Annotated in this window: 15 protein-coding genes; 6 read left to right on the top strand and 9 right to left on the bottom strand. The window is 73.7% G+C overall.

From position 1 onward, the window contains the following. Positions 1–128: 128 nt before the first annotated feature. Complete coding sequence (locus ABEA10_RS46500) at positions 129–3,038, bottom strand: beta propeller repeat protein (RefSeq protein WP_345475104.1); 2,910 nt, start codon at positions 3,036–3,038, stop codon at positions 129–131. A gap of 350 nt (positions 3,039–3,388) precedes the next feature. Here ABEA10_RS46500 and ABEA10_RS46495 point away from each other — a divergent pair, with 350 nt between their 5' ends. After that, positions 3,389–4,216 (top strand): siderophore-interacting protein, encoded by an 828-nt coding sequence (locus ABEA10_RS46495; RefSeq protein ID WP_345475103.1) that lies wholly within the window; start codon positions 3,389–3,391, stop codon positions 4,214–4,216. Between the two features lie 30 nt (positions 4,217–4,246). Here ABEA10_RS46495 and ABEA10_RS46490 read toward each other — a convergent pair whose 3' ends face one another. The 7 genes from ABEA10_RS46490 to ABEA10_RS46455 form a co-directional block, all read right to left on the bottom strand. Beyond that, positions 4,247–4,924: a response regulator gene (locus tag ABEA10_RS46490; RefSeq protein ID WP_345475102.1), complete on the bottom strand. Its 678-nt coding sequence runs from the start codon at positions 4,922–4,924 to the stop codon at positions 4,247–4,249. Continuing rightward, a complete protein-coding gene (locus tag ABEA10_RS46485; protein WP_345475101.1) occupies positions 4,921–6,096 on the bottom strand; it encodes a sensor histidine kinase in 1,176 nt (391 codons plus the stop codon). Before ABEA10_RS46485 ends, ABEA10_RS46490 begins: the two co-directional genes overlap by 4 nt. Positions 6,097–6,112: 16 nt before the next feature. Next, positions 6,113–6,892, bottom strand: a complete 780-nt coding sequence (locus ABEA10_RS46480) for an ABC transporter permease (protein WP_345475100.1) — start codon at positions 6,890–6,892, stop codon at positions 6,113–6,115. After that, positions 6,889–7,806 (bottom strand): ABC transporter ATP-binding protein, encoded by a 918-nt coding sequence (locus ABEA10_RS46475; RefSeq protein ID WP_345475099.1) that lies wholly within the window; start codon positions 7,804–7,806, stop codon positions 6,889–6,891. Before ABEA10_RS46475 ends, ABEA10_RS46480 begins: the two co-directional genes overlap by 4 nt. Before the next feature lie 75 nt (positions 7,807–7,881). Then, entirely contained in the window at positions 7,882–8,676 is a 795-nt protein-coding gene (locus ABEA10_RS46470) for a GNAT family N-acetyltransferase (protein ID WP_345475098.1), read from the bottom strand. Between the two features lie 44 nt (positions 8,677–8,720). Next, positions 8,721–9,269 (bottom strand): Clp protease N-terminal domain-containing protein, encoded by a 549-nt coding sequence (locus ABEA10_RS51475; protein ID WP_425551054.1) that lies wholly within the window; start codon positions 9,267–9,269, stop codon positions 8,721–8,723. 2 nt (positions 9,270–9,271) lie between these two features. Then, positions 9,272–9,505, bottom strand: coding sequence for an RNA polymerase subunit sigma-70 (locus tag ABEA10_RS46455; protein ID WP_329261696.1), 234 nt, complete (start codon positions 9,503–9,505; stop codon positions 9,272–9,274). Between the two features lie 162 nt (positions 9,506–9,667). Here ABEA10_RS46455 and ABEA10_RS46450 point away from each other — a divergent pair, with 162 nt between their 5' ends. From ABEA10_RS46450 to ABEA10_RS46430, 5 genes are all read left to right on the top strand, one after another. Beyond that, the gene (locus ABEA10_RS46450) at positions 9,668–11,269 is read left to right on the top strand and encodes an acyl-CoA carboxylase subunit beta (protein WP_329261699.1); all 1,602 of its coding nucleotides are present in this window, start codon (positions 9,668–9,670) and stop codon (positions 11,267–11,269) included. 4 nt (positions 11,270–11,273) lie between these two features. Beyond that, a complete protein-coding gene (locus ABEA10_RS46445) occupies positions 11,274–13,211 on the top strand; it encodes an acetyl/propionyl/methylcrotonyl-CoA carboxylase subunit alpha (RefSeq protein ID WP_345475097.1) in 1,938 nt (645 codons plus the stop codon). Between the two features lie 2 nt (positions 13,212–13,213). Continuing rightward, positions 13,214–13,966 carry an enoyl-CoA hydratase-related protein gene (locus ABEA10_RS46440; protein WP_345475096.1) on the top strand — a complete coding sequence of 251 codons (753 nt, stop codon included), beginning with the start codon at positions 13,214–13,216 and terminating at the stop codon, positions 13,964–13,966. 104 nt (positions 13,967–14,070) lie between these two features. Beyond that, positions 14,071–14,853 (top strand): CPBP family intramembrane glutamic endopeptidase, encoded by a 783-nt coding sequence (locus tag ABEA10_RS46435; protein WP_345475095.1) that lies wholly within the window; start codon positions 14,071–14,073, stop codon positions 14,851–14,853. Between the two features lie 73 nt (positions 14,854–14,926). Beyond that, positions 14,927–15,865 (top strand): Ppx/GppA family phosphatase, encoded by a 939-nt coding sequence (locus ABEA10_RS46430; protein ID WP_345475094.1) that lies wholly within the window; start codon positions 14,927–14,929, stop codon positions 15,863–15,865. 209 nt (positions 15,866–16,074) lie between these two features. Here ABEA10_RS46430 and ABEA10_RS46425 read toward each other — a convergent pair whose 3' ends face one another. Then, on the bottom strand, positions 16,075–16,260 hold the full coding sequence (locus ABEA10_RS46425; protein WP_329261713.1) for a hypothetical protein: 186 nt from the start codon (positions 16,258–16,260) through the stop codon (positions 16,075–16,077). Between the last annotated feature and the right edge of the window lie 123 nt (positions 16,261–16,383).

Genomic DNA, 16,383 nt, shown 5'->3' with positions numbered 1-16,383 from the left:
GGGGTAGGAGGCGCTCACGGTGAGGGGCTTGACAGCGATGGGACTCCCGGAAGTATGACTGATGTGCCCTCCTTTCGTCGGAGGAGTGGCCAGGGCGCTGTGCTTGTCGATTCGCTCGCTGCGCTCGCTCATGGCACGGGCCGCCGCCACAGCGTCGGCTGTTCGCCCCGATGATCCGCACTGATCCCGACGCCGAGCAGCTCGGTGCCGGCCGCGGCCAGCCCGGTGAGCCACTGGTCGCCGCGGCCGGACAGCCCGATGCCCTGCGGCGTCTGCGCCGCCCACGAGCGGCCGTCCGCCGAGGTCCACAGCACCACGTCCGTGCGCCCGGTGCGCCCGGCCGCGCCCGCGATGACGAAACCGTGCGACGTGGCGGTCAGAGCGGTGGCGGTGGAGTTGCGGTCACTGGAGTCGGCACCGTCCTGTCCCGCCTTCGGCAGCCGGACCTCCTGCCACGACGCGCCGCCGTCGGAGGAGACGAAGGCGAACGCCGTACGGCCGGAGGCGGTGGCGGCCGTGCCGATCGCCACGAGAAGGCTGCCGCGGGCCGCCACGTGGTCGAACCACCCCTCCAGGGTCCCGGACGGCTGCGGGAGCTGTTTCAGCGTCCACTTCACGCCGTCGGATGACGTCCAGACGGCGGGGCGGCCCTGCGGCGCGTCCTTGACCGACGGGTCGCTGACACCGCCGACCGCGACGTAGCCGGACGCCCCGGCGACGACGCCCCGCATCCAGCGGTTCGCCGTCTTCGTGCCCTCCAGGTCGCCGCCGCTGCCGGGGGTCCAGGACTTCAGGTCGGAGGAGACCCAGGTGCCGGCCGAGGAGCCCGACTCTCCGACGATCACGTATCCGGCCTTGCCATAGGCGGCCGCGTAGGTGGCGGCGTGGCCCGAGCCGGGGTCGAACCCGGCGGCCGAGTGCCAGCTCGTGCCGTCCGGCGAGGTGGCCGCGAGCGGCCGGTCGCCGTCGTAGCCGACGGCGACCCAGCCCGCCGCGCCCGAGGCCACGTTGACGAGCCGCTGCTTGCCGGGCCGTGCCAGGGCACCGCCCGTGTCGCTCGCGCGGGTCCAGCGGGAGCCGTCGGGCGAGGTCCACACGGCCCCGTCGCCGTTCGTGCCGCCGACGGCGACCCGCAGGTCGGGCGAGGTCGCGACGGACGTCACGGTCTGGTCCGGCCGTACCGCGCCCGGGATCGCCGACACGTCGACCGGAAGCTCCTGGCCCAGCGTGTCGCGTACGGCGAGGACGGCGTCGGTGTCCTGCCCGTCGTCCTCGCGGGCGGCGACGATCGTCGCGCCGGCGGTCACCGCCACGCCCTCGATCGTGCGGCCGGAGGAGACCGGCACGTCACCGCCGTTCTGCCAGGTGCCACCGTCGGGGCTGCGGGCGATCAGGACCTTCTTGTCCCCGCCGATCACGGCGGCCAGGCCCCGGTCGGAGGACGCGAGCCGCTGCAGGCCGCCGTACCCGGGCAGGTGGATCTCGCCGGCCTTCCGCCAGCTGTTCCCGTCCGCCGACGTGAGCACGACGCCGTACTGCTCGGACTTGCTGTGGGCGTTCCGTCCCGCGATGAACCCCGTGGGCGTGGCCGCGATGGCGATGCCCGGGCCCGCGGTGCCCTTCGGATGCGGTATGTCGACGGAGGCCCACGTACGGCCGCCGTCGGACGAGCGCCATACGCCGTCCTTGACGATCTGGCCCTTGCCGTTGGTGGCCCAGCCGTACGCGATGACGACGTTGCCGTGCGCGGCGACGTCGATCAGCGAGAGCGGACCGCCCGGCAGCGACATCTTCAGCTGGTCGTTGCCCAGCCGCTCCCACTGCCGGCCGTCGGAGGAGAGCCACACGACCGGGACCGCGTCGCTGTAGTCGCCCTTCTGCGAGGTGTCGCCGACGGCGACGAAGCCGCTCGCGGTGCGGGCGACTCGGGTGATCTTGTCCCGGCCGAAGACCGCGCCGGTCGAGTCGGGCTGGCGGATCCAGGTCCGGCCGTCGCGGCTCGTCCAGACCGCGGTCCCGGCGTGCGAGCCGCCGAGGGCGACCCACGCGCCGGCCGAACCGGCGATCACCCGCGGCGTGTCGCCGTACCCGGGCTCGGCGCCGTCGGGCGTACGGACGTCGGCGAGGCGGAAGGACCGCCCGCCGTCGCTGGAGACCAGGAACTCTCCGCGGTAGTCGGCGGTCTCGGTCTCGCCGCCGACCGCGACGACGATGGAGCCGGCCGACGCCACGCCGAGCAGTTCCTGGTCGTGGCCGTCGGCCTTGGCGGCGGGGTCCGGCGCGAACGTCGCCCCGGCGAGCTGCGCCGCGGGCCCGGTCGTCGTGTGGTGCAGCGGCCCGCGTCCGGTCAGGAACACCACGCCGCCGGCGATGAGCGCGACGACGACCAGGCCGGCCACCGTGAGCAGGATCGGCTTCAGGCGGATGGTCCGGCGGCTGCGCTGCGGCGCGTCCCGGCGCCACGGCTCGTCGTACATCGTCGGCGGGGCGCCCGGCTGCCACTGCTGCGTCGGGTCGTAGGCCGGGCCACCGTACCCGCCGGCGGGCATCCGGGAGCCGGGCGGGCGCGGCGTCGAGCGGCTGGTCGCCGACGGAGGCAGGTCGAAGATCGTGGCGGGCGGTTCCTGGGACGCCGGGAGGGCCTGCTCCGGTGCCGGGGGAGGCTCGTACGCGGGCGCCCGGTCGCCGGGAGCGGTCTCCGGGGCCGGGACGTCGTTCACCGTGTGCTGGGTCGGCGGAGGTTCGTGGGCCGGGTCCCAGCGGGGCTGCGGCGGGATCCGCCACGGGTCGGCGTCGCCGGCGAACGCCGTCTCGCCCGCGGCCTCCTCGCCCTGCCCGCCTCCGGCGGGCGGCGGCATGGGCTGCGCCGGACCAGGCGGCGGGACGGGCGGCGCGGCCCACGGCGGGAGAGCGACGGGCGGCGAGGCGTTGCCGCGGCCCCAGCCGGCGGGCGGCGGTGGAGGAGGGAACGCCCAGGGATCCTCCGGCGGCGGGTCCGCGTTCGGATCGTCGTCAGGCTCGTGGCCGGTCACGCTCACCCTCCCCGCTCCTCGCCGTGAATGGCGATCCCCCTCGACCTTCCTTAATAAAAAGTCGTGGCGGCATCTTATCGGGACAAACAGGTCAAGTGTGTTCTCTGATGGCGTGTGTGACCTATCCGCCGTTTTTCTTCCGGCGAAACGGTTCCGCGGCCATTCCACGGCCTCGGTGAATCGGTTCGGTCCGCAGCCGAGGCCGCCCGGCCCGGTCGGTTCCGCGCCCCGCCCCGGAACATGTTCGCGATGGAGTATGGCGCCAGGCATTAGGTAAGGCTTACCTTAGTTTTCTTGATCGCCGACAGGCGCAAGAACCGGCACGGCCGTCGTCACCGTCGAGGAGGACCACCGCCATGGCGCGTACGAACATCAGGTCCACAAGGGTCAGGCCCGCCTCCGCCGCGTTGCTCACCCTCCACGTGCTGCGGCGTGAGCGAATCTCCGCGAACTTCGCCCGGGTGACGCTCGGGCGCGGCGACATCGACCGCTTCGTGCCGATGGGTTACGACCAGTGGTTCCGGCTGTTCCTGCCGGTGGCCGGCGGGTCGCTCACCGGAGCGCCCAAGAAGCTCGACACACTTTCCTATCTGCGTTCCCTGACCGTTTCGAAGAACGTCCGTCCCGTGCTGCGCAACTACAGCGTGCGCGCCCATCGGCCGGACGGGCCCGAGGGGCCGGAACTCGACGTCGACGTCGTCCTGCACGGCAGCGCCGACGACGGCACCGCCGGTCCGGCCTCCACCTGGGCGCAGACCTGCCGGCCCGGCGACCCGGTCGGCATCCTCGACGAGGGCGTCGGCTTCAACCCTCCGCCCGGCACCCGGAACGTCGCACTCGTCGCGGACGAAACCGGCCTCCCGGCCGTCGCCGGCATTCTCGCCGGCCTGCCCCACGACACTCAGGGCCACGCCATCGTCGAGATCCCGGACGACGCCGACCGCCAGGAACTCACCGGCCCACCCGGTGTGAAGGTCGCCTGGTTCCCGCGCGCCGGCACCGGCCTGCCCGCCGGGCAGTTCGCCTACCGCGAGGCGCTCGCCCTGCGCCCGCCCGAGGAGCCGGCGTACGGCTGGGTCGCGGGCGAACAGGCACTGGCCACCGGCGTACGCCGGTACTGGGTCGCCTCCGGCCTCCCCAAGGAGCGCATCATGTTCTGCGGCTACTGGCGCGCGCGGCAGTGACCCCCATCGGCGCGCGCCGGCCTCGCGACACTAGGACGTTTCACCGGGGCGTACGAGGCCGGCCTCGTAGGCGAACACCACGACCTGGACCCGGTCGCGGAGCGCGAGCTTGGCCAGGATCCGGCCCACGTGCATCTTGACGGTCGCCTCCGCGACCACGAGCCGTTCGGCGATCTCTGCGTTGGAACGGCCGCGGGCCACCTCCATCAGTACCTCGCGTTCCCGCTCGGTCAGGTGGCGCAGCCGGTCGCCGGGCGCGGAGGGCGGGGCGTCCGGGGCGGGCAGATGGGCGGCGAACCTGTCGATCAGGCGGCGCGTCACGCTCGGCGCCACGACCGCGTCGCCCGCGGCGACCGCGCGGACGCCGCCGAGCAGGTCGGCCGGCGGCACGTCCTTGAGCAGGAACCCGCTGGCGCCGTTGCGCAGCGCGGCGTACACGTACTCGTCCAGGTCGAAGGTGGTCAGGACGAGGACGCGAGCGGGCGATCCGGAAGCGACGATCCGGCGGGTGGCCTCGACGCCGTCCATCACGGGCATCCGGACGTCCATCACGATGACGTCGGGTTCCAGCGCCCGGGCCATGGTGACGGCCTGGGCCCCGTCACCGGCCTCACCGGCCACCTCGATGTCCGGCTGGAGTTCCAGGACGGTGCGGAACGCGAGCCGTAGCAGTGGCTGGTCGTCCACCAGAAGCAGCCGGGTCTTCACGCCGCATCACCGAACCGCAGGGAGGTGCGCACCCGCCAGCCGGCGTCCGGCAGCGGGCCGGCCTCCACGTTGCCGCCGTAGGAGGCGGCCCGCTCGGCCATTCCGGCCAGGCCGTGTCCGTCGGCCGGCGGCCGTGCCCGGCCCGGCCGGTGCGGACCGTCGTCGGTGACTTCCAGGTCGACGCCGGCGGATGTGTAGCGCAGCCGGACGTGTGCGCCGGCTCCCGGGCCACCGTGCTTGATGGTGTTGGTCAGCGCCTCCTGCACGATCCGGTAGACCGCGAGGCCCGCGCCCGGTCCCCACCTGCCGGGTTCGCCCTCGCGCGTGAGGACCACCGGCAGGCCCGCGGCGCGCACCTGGTCCAGCAGTTGGTCGATGTCGTCGAAACCGGGCTGCGGGACGAGCGCCGGCCCGGATGGCTCGGGCACCGGGACGGAGGGCGCCGCCTCCCGTCCCTCCCGCATCAGGCCGAGCAGGTGACGCATCTCGCCCAGCGCCTCCCGCCCGGTCGCCGCGACCTTCTCCATCTTGTCCGCCGCGCCCCGCGGCGCCGTCATGGTGGTGAGCGCCGCGGCATCCGCGAGCGCCACGATGACGGCCAGGTTGTGGGCGACGATATCGTGCATCTCCCGCGCGATGCGGGTGCGCTCGGCGGCGGCGGCGAGCCGGGCCTGCTGGTCGCGTTCGCGTTCGAGGCGGCGGGCGCGTTCCTCCAGCGCCGCCAGGTACGCCCGGTGTGTGCGGAGGTTCATCCCGAGCAGCACGGCGGTGGCGGCGACGGCGTTGGCCTGGATCACGGTGGCTCCCGACTGGTGGCCCAGCAGCCAGGTGACCGCCAGGTCGATCTCCACCGCGGCCAGGACCGGCCAGAGGGCGTGCCGGGGGCGGTACCGCGCGACTGCGTACAGGACGGCCGGCAGCGCGAGCACCGAGCCGGGCAGGTCGACCGTGGCGTTGGCCGCGACCCAGGTGAGGAAGACGGTCCAGTAGACCACCAGCGGTGCGCGGCGGCGCCACACCAGCGGGAGGAATATCAGGACGAAGATCGGCCAGCCGGCGACGCCGGGGTCGCGCGCGGCCGTCGCCGGTGCCCCCATCAGGGCCAACAGCAGTGCCAGGCCGGCGTCGGCTCCCCACGGGTGGCGCCGGACGACCGAGCGGACGGACTCCATGGCGACCACGGTAGGTTCAGGCGTCCCGGCGGAGGAGCACGGCGGCGGCACCCGCGAGCACCACGACGACCCACAGTGCCAGCACCACGGCACCGGCGCCCGGGGACAACGTCTTGAACGGGTTGCCGTCGTCCAGCGCGTACATGGCCTGGCTCGACGTGGTGGGCAGGTACGGGAGCACGGCGTCCCGCGCCGCACGGGGCAGGGCGACCGGCATCAGCGCCGGCAGGACCAGCAGGGCCGCCACCAGCGTGGTGATCGCGGCGGCGGTGTGCCGCAGCACCGCTCCGATGCCCAGACCGAGGAGGCCCACCGCCACCGGGGCCGCCGCCGCTCCGAGGGCGGCGCGCAGCACGCCGGGGTCGCCGAGCGACGCGCCGTCGGCGCCGAGGAACGCCTGGCTGACGAACAGCGCGGCCAGGCAGGCCACCAGCATGACCGGAGCCGTAACCATGATCAGGACCGTCGCCTTGGCCAGCAGCACGGACAGCCGCCGGGGCACGGCGGCGAGCGTGGCCCGGATCAGGCCCGAGCCGTATTCGCCGGTCATCAGCAGAACACCGAAGACCCCGATGACCAGTACGAACAGGTCGATGCCGAGGAACGCGCCGCCGGCCGCGTCGGCCGTGCTCAGCGATGTCCCGTGCGCGACGATGTCGCGGTGTTGGGACCAGCCGGTCGCCGCGGCGAGGCCGACGACCAGCATCACCGTGGTACCGAGGACGATCCAGGTGGAACGCAGCGCGCGCAGCTTCGTCCACTCGGCGTGGACGACGCGGGGAAGAGTGACCTTCACGACCCGTTCCTCTCCTCTTCGCGGTACTCCACCGCGTCGCGGGTGAGCTCCATGTACGCCTGCTCCAGCGAGGCGCGTTGCGGGACGAGCTCGTGTACGGCGAGCCCCTGAGCGAGGGCGAGGTCACCGATCGTCTCGGCGGCCAGCCCGCTGACCCGCAGCAGCCCCGGCTCCGGCGCCGTGACGCTCGCCCGATGGCGGATGAGCAGATCGCGCAGCTCGGTGGCGCGCGGGGACCGCACCAGGACGCTGCCGACCCCGAGCCGCGCGATCAGCTCATCGACCGTGGTGTCGGCGAGCAGCCGGCCGCGGCCGATGACCACCAGGTGTTCGGCCGTGACCGCCATCTCGCTCATCAGGTGGCTGGAGACCAGCACGGTCCGCCCGTCGGCGGCCAGGCTCTTGAGCAGGGTACGGATCCACAGCACGCCGTCCGGGTCGAGCCCGTTGACCGGCTCGTCCAGCACGATCACGGCGGGATCCCCGAGCAGCGCGGCCGCGATCCCGAGCCGCTGGCTCATGCCCAGGGAGAAGCCACCCGCCCGCCGGCGGCCCACCTCCTCCAGGCCCACCAGGGCGAGCACCTCATCCACCCGCGACGGCGCCATGCCGTGGGTCTGCGCCAGCGCCAGCAGGTGAACGCGCGCGGTACGCCCCCGGTGTATCGACTTCGCGTCCAGCAGCGCGCCCACTTCCCGCAGCGGGGCCGGATGGTCACGGTACGGCCGGCCGCCCACCGTCACGCTTCCGCGGGTCGGGCGGTCCAGCCCGACGATCATGCGCATGGTGGTGGACTTACCGGCGCCGTTCGGCCCGAGAAAGCCGGTAACCTGCCCCGGCCGTACGGTGAACGACAGCTCGTCAACGGCGACCTTGCCGCCATAGCGCTTGGTCAGCGCCTGTGCCTCGATCATGAGATCGACGCTAGGCACGCGCGGGTCGCCTGACGACCGCCTGAAGTCGGTGAACGGGCGGTCGTCGCGTACGCCTCAGGTCGGGCCCGGGTCCTGCCCGATGACGAACCCGCGGCGCGGTCGGCTCCGCGCCGGGGCCTCCCGGACGTGGGCGGCGAGCAGCGGCCGGTACCGCATGCCGAGCCCCTCGTAGAGGCGTACGGCGGTGCGGTTCCACTCGTCCACCATCAGGGCCGCCGTGCCGTGCCGGGCCACGGCCTCGGCGGTGACGAACGCGCAGACCGTACGGCCGAGCCCCAGGCCACGGGCGTCGGGGTGCACCGCGACCCCGGCGATCAGGCCGACGGACGGCGCGGGCCAGACGATGGCGGCCAGGGCCACGAGCCGTCCCGCGTCGTCCCGGACTCCCGCCCAGCGTTCGTCCTCACCGATCCCGGGCCGGGCGTCGGAGTCCGGGAAGGCGGCGTCGAGGAGCGCGGTGGCCTCGGGCAGTTCCCGCGCGCCGAGCCACCGGGCGGCGCCGGCCGCGGCGGGCGCCTCGGTGGTCTCCATCCAGCCGAACCCCTTGGTCGCGGCCAGCGCGGGCACCCCGGCGACGACCGCGCGGATGAGGCCGGGGTCCCCGAGCGGCCGGTAGCTCGGCCCGACCTCGGCCAGGACGCGTTCGACCAAGGGGACGGCGGCGCCGGCCGGCCCGTGGACCGCGATCCGGTCCCGGCGGGAGATGGCGTGACCGGCGACGGCGACCGCGTCCCCGTCGTCACTGGCCCAGGCGCGTCCGCGCCCGTCGAGGCCCTGGGCCGCCCAGAGACACAGCGTGTCACCCGCGCACAGCGCCGCCAGTTCGTCATTGTCGTGAATCGCCCGCATCGGACGGCAGTCTGCCAGGACGCCCCGCCGTCTCGAGCGGGGGGTCAGGCGGCCTCGGAGGAGATGAGGCGGATGACGTCGTCGCGCAGGGCGGCGAGCTCGACGCCGGAGTCCACGAGCACTCGCGCGGCCAGGCCCTCGCCCTCGCGGATGAGGCCGAGCAGCAGGTGGCCCGTGCCGATGTGGTTGTGGCCGAGCCGCAGGGATTCGCGCAACGAGAGCTCGAGGACCTTCTTGGCCCGCCTGCCGAACGGGATGTGGCCCTGCCTGGGCGGCTTGTGGCTGCGCACGTCGAGCGCGCCCGGGCCGAAGGCCGCCTCGGTCGCCCGGCGCACCTCGTCCAGGTCGATCCCCAGCGTCGCCAGGGCGTCCGGGTCCAGATCGTCGCCTCCGACGACGCCGGCGATCCGCCGGCGGAGCTCGGCCGGGTCGGCTTCCCGGTCGCGCAGCGCCTGGGCGCCCGGTCCGCCGCCGGCCTCCAGCATCCCCAGCAGGAGATGCTCGGTGTCGATGAAGGGGGCGCGCAGCCGGCGGGCCTCCTCCTGCGCCCGCACCACGACCGCGCGGGCCTCCTTGGTGAACCTCTCGAACATCCCTACCGCTCCTTACCGAGAATCCGCCGGCCGCCGCCGTGTTTCTTGTGCACCGCCTGCCGGCTGACACCGAGGCAGACCGCGATCTCCTGCCAGGACCATCCCTGGTCGCGCGCGTTGCCGACCTGCAGCGCCTCGAGCCGCTCGGCGAGCTCGCGCAACGCGCGGACCGCCCGCAGCCCGACCGCCGGGTCACGGCTGCTCGCCTCCTGGGCGAGCTGTACTCCATCGCTCATGGTGTCAACATAGGTTGACAGCCTCAGCTCTGTCAACCGAAGTTGACGCCCGGATCGTGAATGAGACCCGTCTCATCGGAGCGCGATCTTTTCCGGCGCACGGCGCTTGGCCATACTCGATCACGGGCCCACCTCGGACCCGGTGACGACGAAGGATGAGGGATGACGGTTCTCACCAGCGCGCTCGACCCGGCCGGCGACGCGTACGCGGAGCGGCGGGCGGCGATGCTGGCCAAGGTCGCCGAGCTCGAGGCCGAGCACGCCAAGGCCGTGGCCGGGGGCGGTCCGAAGTACGTCGACCGGCACCGCGCCCGCGGCAAACTCCTCGCCCGCGAGCGCATCGAGCTCCTCATCGACCCCGACTCGCCCTTTCTGGAGCTGTCGCCGCTCGCCGCCTGGGGGAGCGACTTCAAGGTGGGCGCGAGCCTGGTCAGCGGCATCGGCGTGGTCGAGGGCGTCGAGTGCGTGATCGTCGCGAGCGACCCGACCGTACGCGGCGGGTCCAGCAACCCCTGGACCGTGGCCAAGACGTTCCGCGCCGCCGACATCGCGCTGGAGAACCGCCTCCCGCTGATCAACCTGGTCGAGTCCGGTGGCGCCGACCTGCCCACGCAGAAGGAGATCTTCATCCCCGGCGGCCGGATCTTCCGCGACCTCACCCGGCTGTCCGCCGCCGGGATCCCGACGATCGCCCTGGTCTTCGGCAACTCGACCGCCGGCGGGGCGTACCTGCCCGGGATGAGCGATCACGTGGTCATGGTCAAGGACCGCGCCAAGGTCTTCCTCGGCGGCCCGCCGCTGGTGAAGATGGCCACCGGCGAGGAGTCCGGCGACGAGGAGCTCGGCGGCGCCGAGATGCACGCCCGCACGAGCGGCCTGGCCGACCACATGGCGGCGGACGAGTACGACGCGCTGCGGATCGGCCGCCGGATCGTGGCCCGGCTCAACTGGCGCAAGCGCGGTCGCGCGCCGCTGCCCGTACGGCCACCGCGGTACGACGAGGAGGAGCTGCTCGGCATCGTCCCGGAGGACCTGAAGATCCCCTTCGACCCGCGGGAGGTGATCGCCCGGATCGCCGACGACTCGGACTTCGACGAGTTCAAGCCCCTGTACGGCACCAGCCTCGTCACGGGCTGGGCGGCCCTGCACGGCTATCCGATCGGCGTGCTCGCCAACGCGCGCGGCGTGCTGTTCGGGCCGGAGTCGCAGAAGGCCGCGCAGTTCATCCAGCTCGCGAACCAGACCGGCACCCCGCTGCTGTTCCTGCAGAACACCACCGGCTACATGGTCGGCCGCGAGTACGAGCAGAGCGGCATCATCAAGCACGGCGCCACGATGATCAACGCGGTGTCCAACAGCCGGGTGCCGCACCTGACCGTCGTCATGGGCGCCTCGTACGGCGCGGGCAACTACGGCATGTGCGGCCGGGCGTACGCCCCGCGCTTCCTGTTCACCTGGCCGAGCGCGAAGTCGGCGGTCATGGGCCCGGCACAGCTCGCCGGCGTGCTGTCCATCGTCGGCCGCCAGGCCGCGCAGGCGCGCGGCCAGGCCTTCGACGAGGAGGCCGACGCTCAGATGCGCGCGATGGTCGAGGCGCAGATCGAGTCGGAGTCGCTGCCGTTCTTCCTGTCCGGGCGGCTGTACGACGACGGCGTGATCGACCCGCGCGACACCCGTACCGTCCTCGGGATGTGCCTTTCCGCGATCAACAGCGCCGCCGAGCCTGCCGCGCAGGCGGGCGGCTTCGGCGTCTTCAGGATTTGAGCGAATGATCTCCAGACTGCTCGTGGCCAACCGGGGCGAGATCGCCCGCCGGATCTTCCGTACCTGCCGTGACCTCGGCATCGAGACCGTCGCGGTGTTCTCCGACCCGGACGCCGCACTGCCGCACGCGACCGAGGCCGACCGCGCCGTGCGCCTGCCCGGCGCGTCGCCGGCCGAGACGTACCTGGACCAGAAGGCGATCCTCGACGCGGCCCGCGCCGCCGGCGCGGACGCCGTCCACCCGGGGTACGGCTTCCTGTCCGAGAACGCGGCGTTCGCCGAGTCGGTCCTCGCCGCCGGCCTGACCTGGGTCGGCCCGCCGCCGAAGGCGATCGCGGCGATGGGCCTCAAGACCGAGGCCAAGCGGCTCATGCGCGACGCGGGCGTGCCCGTGCTGCCCGACCTCGACCCGGAGCGGATCACCGGCTTCCCGGTGCTCGTCAAGGCGTCGGCGGGCGGTGGCGGACGCGGCATGCGGATCGTACGTGAGGCCGCGGAGCTGGCCGGGGCGCTGGAGTCGGCGCGCCGCGAGGCGGAGTCGGCGTTCGGCGACCCCGCGGTCTTCTGCGAGCCCCTGCTGACCGGCGCCCGCCACATCGAGGTCCAGGTGCTCGCCGACTCCCACGGCACGGTCTGGACGCTGGGGGAGCGGGAGTGCTCGATCCAGCGCCGCCACCAGAAGGTGATCGAGGAGGCGCCCTCACCCGCGGTCGACACCGGGCTGCGGCAGGGCCTGTGCGAGGCCGCCGCCGCGGCCGCCCGCGCCATCGGCTACGAGGGCGCCGGCACCGTGGAGTTCATGCTGGCCCCGGACGGCGGTTTCTTCTTCCTGGAGGTCAACACGCGCCTGCAGGTCGAGCATCCGGTCACCGAGTGCGTGTACGGCGTCGACCTGGTGGCCCTGCAGATCGAGGTGGCCGAGGGCGCCGCGCTGAAGGACCCGCCGCGCCCCTCCGGCCACGCGATCGAGGCCCGGCTCTACGCCGAGGACCCCGCGGAGGGGTACCGGCCGCACAGCGGCGCGCTGCACACCTTCGCCGTCCCCGGCGTGGACGCGGAGTTCCGCGTGCCCGGCTCGTACGGGCTGCGGCTGGACGCCGGCGTGGTGGCCGGCAGCGTGATCTCCACCCACTACGACCCGATGCTCGCCAAGGTGATCGCGTACGCGCCCACCCGCGGGGCGGCGGCCCGGCGCCTGGCCACCGCCCTGGCCGGGACGCGCGTCCACGGCCCGGTGACCAACCGCGACCAGCTCGTCGCCACGCTCCGGCACGAGGCGTTCCTCGCCGGCGCCACCGACACCGGCTTCCTCGACCGGCACGACACCACGGGCCGCCGCGCCGACGCCGGCACCGTACGGCTGTCCGCGCTGGCCGCCGCGCTCGCCCAGGCCGCCGCCAACCGCGCGGACGCGACCGTGCTGGGCGGCCTGCCGAGCGGCTGGCGCAACGTGCCCTCACAGCCGCAGCGCGTCGCCTTCGACGATTCCGGGACCGTCCACGAGGTCGCCTACCGCCTCACGCGTACGGGCCTGGTCGCCGAGGGCCACGAGGACGTCTCGCTCGTCTCGGCCTCGCCGGACGCGGTCGTGCTGACGGCCGGCGGCGTACGCCTGCGGTTCACGGTCGCGCGGCACGGGCACGGGGTGTACGTCGACTCGGTGCTCGGCGCGGTGACGTTCACGCGGGTCGAGCGCCTGCCCGACCCCGCCGAGCAGGTGGCGCCCGGCACCCTGCTCGCGCCCATGCCCGGCTCGGTGATCCGGGTCGCGGTGAGCGAGGGCGACACGGTCGAGCGCGGCCGGCCGATGCTGTGGCTGGAGGCGATGAAGATGGAACACCAGATCCTCGCCCCGGCGAGCGGCGTGGTGACCGCGCTGCACGCCGAGGTGGGAGCCCAGGTCGAGACCGGCACGGTCCTCGCCGTCGTCACGGAGGAGTAGCCATGGATCCCCTCGTCCGGTACGCCGAGGAGGGCGGCACGGCGACCGTCACCCTCGACTCGCCGCGCAACCGCAACGCGCTGTCGCGGCGGCTGGTCGCCGAGCTGCGTGAGGCGCTGACGACCGCGCTCGGCGACGACGGTGTCCGCGTCATCGTGCTGACCGGCACCGGCACGGTGTTCTGCGCGGGCGCCGACCTGAAGGAGCAGTCGGCCGGAGAGCCGCCGCCGGACGTGCCCGGCCTCGTCGGGCTCATCTGGGACAGCCCCAAGCCGGTCGTGGCCCGCCTCAACGGCCCGGCGCGGGCGGGCGGGCTCGGCCTGGTGACCGCCTGCGACCTCGCCGTCGCCCCGGACACCGCGACGTTCGCCTTCACCGAGGTGCGCCTGGGCGTCGTGCCCGCCATGATCGCGGTGACCTGCCTGCGGCGCATGGACCCGCGTGCGGCGGCCGAGTACTTCCTCACCGGAGAGGTCTTCGACGCACGGCGTGCCCAGGAGATCGGCCTGATCAACCGGGCCGTCCCGGCCGACGAGCTGGACGCCGCGGTGACCCACTACACCGGCATGCTGTTGCGCGGCGCCCCGGAGGCCCTGGCCATCGCCAAGCGGCTGCCGCGCGAGGTTCCGGCCCTGACGGTCGAGGAGGGCTTCGCCCGGATGGCGGAGCTGTCCGCCGAGCGCTTCGGCTCCGAGGAGGCCAAAGAGGGCATCGCCGCCTTCCTGGAGAAGCGCGATCCCCGGTGGCTGCCCTGACCTGCTGCTACGGTGCGCGTTGTGACCTGTACCGTCCCGCCGGTCGTGGCCGAGCCGCGGCCCCGCGCTGATCGTCGACCACGCCCCGGCGCCCGGTGGACGGCGTGACGCTGACCCCGGAGGCGCCGGAGGCGCCGGTGCTGAGCCGGCGGCTGCTCACCGCCGAGATCTGGGTGGTCTTCGCCCTCTCGCTCGGAGCCAGCGGCGTCAGCGCGCTGCTGCAGCTCATCGCCTCCCTCACGGCGCCGAAGCCGCTGGGCCGGCAGAAGGCGCTGCTGGTCGGCTCCCTCGCACCCGGCCGTCCCTGGATCGACCTCGCCTTCCAGCTGCTCAACATCGCCATCGCGGTGGCGCCCGTGGCCCTCGTGGCGTACCTGCTGGTGCGCTCGGGGGAGTCCCTCGCCACCCTCGGCGTCGACCGGACCCGGCCCGTGCGGGACACCGTGCGCGGTGCCGTGCTGGCCGCGGTGATCGGCGGAGGCGGGCTGGCGCTGTACCTGATCGCCTACCACGCGGGCGCGAACCTCACCGTCGTGCCCGCCCAGCTCCCGCCGGTGTGGTGGCGCATCCCCGTGCTGCTGCTGGCCGCCGCGCAGAACGGCGTGCTGGAGGAGGTGCTCGTCGCCGGATACCTGCTGCACCGGCTCTCCCAGCTCGGCTGGCGGCCGGGCCGCGCCCTGACGGTCAGCGCGCTGCTGCGCGGCTCGTACCACCTCTACCAGGGCTTCGGCGGCTTCGCCGGCAACGTCGTCATGGGTGTGATCTTCGGCCGGCTCTACCAGCGCTGGGGCCGCGCCACGCCGCTGATCGTCGCGCACACGCTCATCGACGGCGTGACGTTCGTCGGGTACACCCTCCTGCACGGACACGTGTCGTGGCTGCCGTGACCGCCGGCGCCGGGCGGGGAGGATGGCGACATCTGCTGAAAAGGGCACTCGGCGAACCGGTAGCGTCTGACGCATGAGACTCGGTGTCCTCGATGTGGGCTCCAACACCGTGCATCTGCTGGTCGTGGACGCACACCAGGGCGCGGCGCCGCTGCCGGCCTTCTCGCACAAGAACGAGCTCCGGCTCGCCGCGCACCTGGAGGACGGCGACCGGCTGTCCGAGGTGGGCGCCCACCGGCTGCGCGCGTTCATCGACGACGCACTCCGCGTCGCCGAGGACAAGGGCGTCGAGGAGGTCGTCGCCTTCGCGACCTCGGCGATCCGCGAGGCGGTCAACGGCGAGGAGGTCCTCGGCGACATCCGCGACCACAGCGGCATCGACATCCCGGTGCTGTCCGGGGAGGACGAGGCGCGCCTGACGTTCCTGGCCGCGCGGCGCTGGTTCGGCTGGTCGTCGGGGCGGCTGCTCGTCCTGGACATCGGCGGCGGATCGCTGGAGATCGCCTCCGGCGCCGACGAGGAGCCCGACGCGGCCGTGTCCCTGCCGCTGGGCGCCGGCCGCCTCACCCGCGACTGGCTCACCGCCGATCCGCCGTCGGCCGAGGAGGTGCGCCGGCTTCGCAAGCACGTCCGTACGACGATCGCCCGCGAGGTCGGCGGGGTGATGCGGTACGGCGCACCGGACCACGCCGTGGCGACCTCCAAGACGTTCCGGCAGCTCTCCCGCATCGCCGGCGCGGCCCCCGCCAACCAGGGACCGCTCGTCCGCCGCGCGCTGTCCCACAAGCAGGTCACCGAATGGGCCGAACGGCTGCCGTCGATGACGGCCGCCGAACGCGCGGAGCTCCCGGGAGTCTCGCCGGGGCGCGCGCCGCAGCTCCCGGCCGGCGCGATCGTGGCGGACGCCGCGATGGACCTCCTCGACGTCGCCGAGGCCGCCGTGTGCCCGTGGGCGCTGCGCGAAGGCGTGATCCTCCGCCGCCTGGACCAGCTGCGCCGGGACCGCGCTTAGAAACCCGGAGAACGAGGAGGCCACCGGTCTGCACGGTGGCCTTCGTCATGGTTCGTCATGGCCGCCGGTTCCGGCGTGATCAGGCGCTTTACCGGAGAAAACCGCGCCGCGTAAAGGACCGCCGCACAAGGACGGTCAGTGTGATCGGTCAGGATGAGGGATCGGGCGCCGGAGCGGGGCCCGGGCGGCGGGCCCCGTCGGACGGCCGGTCAGTGGTGGCGGACGACGTGGTGGTGGACCACGTGGTGATGCACGACGACGTGGTGGTGGACCACGTGGTGGTGGGAGTGGCCGCAGGCCGAGAGTCCCAGGAGTGCCGGCACGAGCGCCATGCCCGCCACGGCCGCCGTACGAAGCCGCTTGACCTTCACGTTGCCCCTCCGATTTTCAGGCATTTCTCAGCGTCCATCCAGAAAGTCTGGATGAGCGTACAAGATCAGAGACGCAACGCGCGGACGCGCGGTTCCATCCGGGGAACCGCGCGTCCGGGTTCTGTGCGCAGGGCGGGCCTGGGGCGG

Origin of the sequence: Actinoallomurus oryzae (assembly GCF_039541955.1) — a bacterium.
Taxonomy (GTDB): domain Bacteria; phylum Actinomycetota; class Actinomycetes; order Streptosporangiales; family Streptosporangiaceae; genus Actinoallomurus; species Actinoallomurus oryzae.
The sequence above is the reverse complement of the archived record's forward strand: the minus strand, read 5'-3'. Positions and strand labels throughout refer to the sequence as shown.

Excerpts from the sequence above, each read along its gene's own strand:
- ABEA10_RS46495 (WP_345475103.1), top strand. The coding sequence starts at position 3,389 with ATGGCGCGTACGAACATCAGGTCCACAAGGGTCAGGCCCGCCTCCGCC.
- ABEA10_RS46485 (WP_345475101.1), bottom strand. The coding sequence starts at position 6,096 with ATGGAGTCCGTCCGCTCGGTCGTCCGGCGCCACCCGTGGGGAGCCGAC.
- ABEA10_RS46475 (WP_345475099.1), bottom strand. The coding sequence starts at position 7,806 with ATGATCGAGGCACAGGCGCTGACCAAGCGCTATGGCGGCAAGGTCGCC.
- ABEA10_RS46470 (WP_345475098.1), bottom strand. The coding sequence starts at position 8,676 with ATGCGGGCGATTCACGACAATGACGAACTGGCGGCGCTGTGCGCGGGT.
- ABEA10_RS51475 (WP_425551054.1), bottom strand. The coding sequence starts at position 9,269 with ATGTTCGAGAGGTTCACCAAGGAGGCCCGCGCGGTCGTGGTGCGGGCG.
- ABEA10_RS46455 (WP_329261696.1), bottom strand. The coding sequence starts at position 9,505 with ATGAGCGATGGAGTACAGCTCGCCCAGGAGGCGAGCAGCCGTGACCCG.
- ABEA10_RS46450 (WP_329261699.1), top strand. The coding sequence starts at position 9,668 with ATGACGGTTCTCACCAGCGCGCTCGACCCGGCCGGCGACGCGTACGCG.
- ABEA10_RS46445 (WP_345475097.1), top strand. The coding sequence starts at position 11,274 with ATGATCTCCAGACTGCTCGTGGCCAACCGGGGCGAGATCGCCCGCCGG.
- ABEA10_RS46440 (WP_345475096.1), top strand. The coding sequence starts at position 13,214 with ATGGATCCCCTCGTCCGGTACGCCGAGGAGGGCGGCACGGCGACCGTC.
- ABEA10_RS46430 (WP_345475094.1), top strand. The coding sequence starts at position 14,927 with ATGAGACTCGGTGTCCTCGATGTGGGCTCCAACACCGTGCATCTGCTG.
- ABEA10_RS46425 (WP_329261713.1), bottom strand. The coding sequence starts at position 16,260 with ATGCCTGAAAATCGGAGGGGCAACGTGAAGGTCAAGCGGCTTCGTACG.